Below are 6,067 nucleotides of genomic sequence, written 5' to 3' on the forward strand. Positions count from 1 at the left end.
GATCGCGGCGGCGTTGGCGGATGCGGGGTTGGTGCCGGCGGATGTGGATGCGGTGGAGGCGCATGGGACGGGGACGACGCTGGGTGATCCGATCGAGGCACAGGCGCTGATCGCGGCCTACGGATCCGGTCGCGACGAGCCCTTGCGGATCGGCTCGCTGAAATCGAATATCGGCCATGCCGTCGCGGCGGCCGGTATCGGCGGGGTGATCAAGATGGTGGCGGCGCTGCGGCACGAAACACTGCCGCGCACCCTGCATGTGGACGCGCCCAGCCCCCATGTGGACTGGTCCGCCGGGTCGGTGCGGCTGCTGACCGACGCCGAGCCGTGGCCGGCCGGGCAGCGGGTCCGCCGCGCCGGTGTCTCGTCGTTCGGGATCAGCGGGACCAATGCCCATGTGATCCTCGAGGAGGCGCCGGCCGCGACGGTGCCCGGCGATGTGGAGCCTGGGGCCGCCGCCGGGCCGCTCCCGCTGCTGATCTCGGCGAAATCGCCGGAGGCGTTGCGGGCGCAGGCGGAGCGGCTGCGGCAGTGGCTGGGTGAGCGGGCCGGCATCGACCTGTCCGCCGTGGCCCGCGCCCTGGTCGAGACCCGTGCCCGGTTCCCCTACCGCGCCGCGGTGCTCGGCGCCGAACGGGAAGAACTGGTTTCGCTGCTGGCGGAGCTCGCCGCCGGTTCCGGGCCGGCCGGCATCGTGACCGGACAGGCGGTATCCGGCGGTACCGCGTTCCTCTTCACCGGTCAGGGGGCGCAGCGTGCCGGTATGGGCGCGCGGCTGCACGATGCCTTCCCGGTGTTCGCCGCGGCGCTGGACGAGATCTGCGCGCAGTTCGATCCGCTGCTCGGACGCTCGCTGCGGGAGCTGATGTTCACCGATCCCGACGGCACGCTGAACCGGACCGAATTCACCCAGCCCGCGCTGTTCGCGTTCGAGGTCGCGCTCTTCCGGTTGCTCGAATCATTCGGGGTGACACCGGATCTGCTGATCGGCCATTCGATCGGCGAACTCGCCGCCGCCTATGTGGCCGGAGTCTGGTCGCTGCCGGACGCGTGTGCGCTGGTGGCGGCACGCGGGCGGCTCATGGGGGCCTTGCCGGCGGGTGGGGCGATGCTGGCGGTCGCGGTCGGCGAGGTAGCTGCCGTGCACGCGATCGCGGGGCGTGCCGGCCGTGTCTCCGTGGCCGCGGTCAACGATCCGTCCTCGACGGTGCTGTCCGGTGATGCCGAGGCGATCGCGGAGATCGAACGCGAGTTGGCCGACGCGGGGGTGCGGACGAACCGGTTGCGGGTGAGTCACGCGTTCCATTCGGCGCGGATGGATCCGATGCTGGGCGAGTTCCGTGCGGTGGCAGAGGGGGTGACCTACCGGCAACCCCTGCTGCCGATCGTGTCCAACCTGACCGGTGAACCGGCGGGCGACGCGGTGACCGACCCCGAGTACTGGGTGCGCCAGGTGCGCGGCTGCGTCCGTTTCGCGCCCGGGGTGGCGACCGCCCTCGCCCAGGGGGTCCGCCGCTTCGTGGAGGTGGGCCCGGACGCGGTCCTGGCGGCCATGGTCCGCGGATGCCTGGCCGAGACCGCGGCACCCGAGCCGGCTGTCGCGGTGACGGCCGCGGTCCGCCGCTCGGCCGACGAGACGGCCCAGCTGGTGACGGCGCTGGCCCGGCTGCACACCGCGGGCGCGGAGGTGGACTGGCGTCCGCTGTTCGCCGGCACGGCGCCGGGACGGGTCCCGCTGCCGACCTACGCGTTCGAACACCGCCGGTACTGGCTGACCCCGGGCAACTCCGGTGATGTGGTGGCCTCGGGGCTCGCCGAAGCCGGCCATCCGCTGCTGGGCGCGGCGGTCTGGCTGCCCGATACCGAGGGCGTGGTGCTGACCGGCCGGTTGTCGCACTCGGCGCAGCCCTGGCTGGCCGACCACATGATCGGCGGTGCCGTCCTGGTGCCGGGCACCGCGTTCGTGGAATGGGCGCTGCACCTCGGCGCACTGACCGGCAGTCCACTGCTGACCGAGCTGGTGATCACCGCGCCACTGATCCTGCCGGCGCGGGGCGCGGTGGAATTGCGGGTGCGCGCGGGTGAGCCCGACGCTCGGGGCGCGCGGGCGGTATCGGTGCATTCCCGGCCCCAGCGTGCCGGTTCCGCCGAGCCAGCCGAATGGGTGCGGCACGCGACGGGGACGCTGGTCGCGGAGTCCGCGGTGCCGGCCGAACCGGTGCCGTCCCCGGAGAGCTGGCCGCCGGCCGGCGCGCAGCCGGTGGCGGTCGAGGACGGATACTTCGAACTCGCCGGCCGCGGTTACGGTTACGGGCCGCAGTTCCGAGGGCTGACCGCGCTGTGGCGGCGCGGCGACGAAATATTCGCCGACGTGGCACTGCCCGATCCGACGGCGCACTCCGCGGCCCGCTACGGTGTGCATCCGGCGCTGCTGGACGCGGCCCTGCACGCGCTGCTCCTCGGTGGGGTAGTCGAACTCGCCGGCCCGGGCGAGATCCTGGTGCCCTACTCGTGGGACACCGTCGAGCTGCACAGTTCCGGCGCCGCCGCGGCGCGGGTCCGGCTGCGGGTGACCGAGGCCGTCGCGGGCGAGCGCCGGATCACGCTGACCCTGCTGGACGTGCGGAACACGCCGGTGATCACGGCCGCCGGAGTGACGCTGCGGCCGGTCGCGGTGGCCTCGCTCGGCGCCGGCGCGACCGGTGGGGCCGATCTGTACCAGGTGAGCTGGGAACCGGTGGCCGCATCCGCCGAACCGGCGGTATCGGTGGCGGTGCTCGGGGAGACGACGGTAGCCGGAGTCGAGGAGAGCTGGGCGTCGGTGGCCGCGCTCGCCACGGCGGAAGAGATCCCGGACGCGGTGGTGTGGCAGGCGGCCGAACCGGTGGAGCAGGACCGGGCCGGGGAACCGGAACGGGTGCGGGCCCGGGTGTACGCGGCCCTCGCCGTGCTGCGTGCCTGGCTCGCCGAGAGCGCCGTCTCCGGCAGCCGGTTGGTCGTGGTCACCAGTGGCGGTGCGGGGCTGCGCGGTGAGGTCGCCGACCCCGCGGCCGCCGCGGTCCGGGCGCTGGTTCGTTCGGCGCAGGCGGAGAATCCGGAACGGTTCGTGCTGGTCGACGCGGAGCCGGACGGCCCGGTGGACCTCGGCCGGATTCGCACGGTGCTGGGCAGCGGCGAGCCGGAGACCGCGCTGCGCGGCGCCGAGGCGCTGGTCCCGCGGCTCACCCGGAGCGAGGCGCCCGGAACGGGTACGGAACCGCCCCACTTCGCGGAGGCGACCGTGCTGATCACCGGTGGGACCGGCGGCCTGGGTGCGCTGTTCGCGCGCCACCTGGTCGCCGCGCACGGGGTGCGCCGGCTGGTGCTCACCTCTCGGCGCGGGCCGGCCGCCGAAGGGGCCGCCGAACTCGTCGCGGAACTGGAACGGTCCGGCGCGCGGGTGCGGGTGGTCGCCTGCGATGTCACCGACCGCGCCGCGGTGCGGGAGCTGGTCGCCGGGATCGATCCCGGGCAGCCGCTGGCGGTCGTCCACACGGCCGGAGTACTCGCGGACGGAACCGTCGGAACGCTGACCGAGGCGCAGGTCGACCGGGTGCTGGCACCCAAGGTCGACGGCGCCCGGAACCTGGATGAAGCGACCCGGGACCGGAAGGTCTCGGCGTTCGTGCTCTTTTCGTCGGTGGCCGGGTTGATCGGCTCGGCGGGCCAGGGCAACTATGCCGCGGCCAACGGCTACCTGGACGCGCTGGCGCAGCGTCGCCGGTCGGCGGGGCTGGCCGGAGTGTCGCTGGCCTGGGGTCCGTGGGATCAGGGCAGCGGGATGACCGGTGCGCTCGATCGGATCGCGCTGGCGCGGTGGCGCCGGATGGGGCTGGAACAACTCGGCGCGGCCGAGGGGGTTCGCCTGTTCGACCTGGCCGCCGGGCGCTCCGAAGCGGGGCTCGTACCGCTGGCCTTCGACCCGAATGCGATACGGCGACAGTCCGATCCGGGTGCGCTGCCCACCGTACTGCGCGGGTACGCCCGCCGGACGGCCCGAACCGGCGCGGCGACCGGCGCGCCGGCAGTCCGGCCGGCCGGACTGCCGGCGGCGCAGATCCTGGATGTGGTGCTCACCCAGGCGGCCGCGGTGCTCGGGCACGCGTCGGCCGCCGAGATCGGGGCCGAAAAGCGTTTCGACGAGATCGGATTCGATTCGCTGGGCGGAGTGGAGTTCCGCAACCGGCTGGCCGAGGCCACCGGTGTGCCGTTGCCGTCGACCCTGGTGTTCGATCATCCGACGCCCGCCGCGGTGGCGCGCTTCGTCCTGTCCCGGATCGAGCCGCAAGCACCCGATACCACCGCGACGCGGCGCGCCGAGCCGGGCCGGCCGGTGCCGGTGGACGAGCCGATCGCGATCGTGGGGATGGCATGCCGCTTCCCGGGCGGGGTGGGTTCGGCGGCGGATCTGTGGGATCTGGTGGCCGCCGGGGACGACGCGACCGGTGATTTCCCGGCGGATCGCGGCTGGGATCTGGAGCGGCTGTTCGATCCGGACCCGGGCAAACCCGGAACCGTGTACGCGCGGCGCGGCGGATTCCTTTACGACGCCGCCGATTTCGACGCGGGGTTCTTCGGGATCGGCCCGCGGGAGGCCGCGGCGATGGATCCGCAGCAGCGACTACTGCTCGAGGTGTCGTGGGAGGCGCTGGAGCACGCGGGTCTGGACCCGGTCTCGCTGCGCGGCAGCGATACCGGTGTCTACACGGGCGTGATGTACCAGGACTACGAGACCGTCACCCGGCAGGCCGGACCCGAGGTCGAGGGCTATGTGGTCACCGGCGCGGTCGGCAGTGTGGTGTCCGGGCGGGTGGCCTACGCGCTGGGTCTGGAAGGCCCCGCCATCACGGTGGACACCGCCTGTTCGTCGTCGCTGGTCGCGCTGCATCTGGCCTGCCGGGCGCTGCGGGCGGGGGAGAGTTCGCTCGCGCTGGTGGGCGGGGCGACGGTGATGGCGACACCGATGGTGTTCCAGGAGTTCTCGCGGCAGCGGGGGCTGGCCCGGGACGGGCGCTGCAAATCCTTCTCCGCGGCCGCCGACGGGGTGGCCTGGTCGGAGGGCGCGGCGGTCTTGGTGGTGGAACGCCTGTCCGATGCCCGGCGGCTCGGCCACGAGGTCCTGGCGGTGGTCCGGGGCAGCGCGATCAACCAGGACGGCGCCAGCAACGGCCTGACCGCGCCGAACGGCCCTTCCCAGGAGCGGGTGATCGCGGCGGCGCTGGCGAATGCCGGGGTTCGGCCCGCCGATATCGACGTCGTGGAGGCGCACGGCACCGGGACCGCGCTCGGCGATCCGATCGAAGCGCACGCGCTGCTGGCCGCCTACGGCCGGGACCGCGCGGGCGAGCCGTTGTGCCTGGGCGCGCTCAAATCGAATATCGGGCACACCCAGGCCGCGTCGGGCGTCGGCGGGGTGATCAAGATGGTGCAGGCGCTGCGGCACGAGACGTTGCCCCGGACCCTGCACGCGGACGAGCCGAGCCCCCATGTGGATTGGTCGGCCGGAGCGGTCCGGCTGCTGACCGAACCGCGGCCGTGGCCGGCGAACGGGCGGGTGCGCCGCGCCGGCGTCTCGTCGTTCGGGATCAGCGGAACCAATGCGCACGTGATTCTCGAGGAGGCCCCCGCCCCGGCCACGGTGGCCGGGCAGCCCGCGGGCGGGCTGCCCGAGATCGCGGCGGTGCCGTGGGTGCTCTCGGCGAAATCGGAACCGGCACTGCGGGACCAGGCGCGGCGACTCCTGACCTGGGTGGAAGCTCACCCGGAGGCGGATATCCGGTCGGTGGCCCGGTCGCTGGCCGGCTCGCGGGCGCTGCTCGACCGGCGCGCGGTGGTGGTCGGGCGGGATCGCGACGAGTTGACGGCCGGACTCGCGCAGGTGGCCGCCGGCGCGCCGGGCCCGCTCGAGGGCTCGTCCGTGCCGGGGCAGACGGCGTTCCTGTTCACCGGTCAGGGTGCGCAGCGGGCCGGGATGGGCCGGGAGCTGGCCGCGGTGTTCCCGGTGTTCGCGGCGGCGTTGGAGGAGGTG

Annotated in this window: 1 protein-coding gene; it reads left to right on the top strand. The window is 74.0% G+C overall.

The features are described 5' to 3' along the window. Nucleotides 1–6,067 (top strand): type I polyketide synthase (locus tag IG75_RS0135385; protein WP_030525716.1); only part of this gene is annotated, 6,067 nt, incomplete at both ends.

Origin of the sequence: Nocardia rhamnosiphila NBRC 108938 (assembly GCF_000720425.1) — a bacterium.
Taxonomy (GTDB): domain Bacteria; phylum Actinomycetota; class Actinomycetes; order Mycobacteriales; family Mycobacteriaceae; genus Nocardia; species Nocardia rhamnosiphila.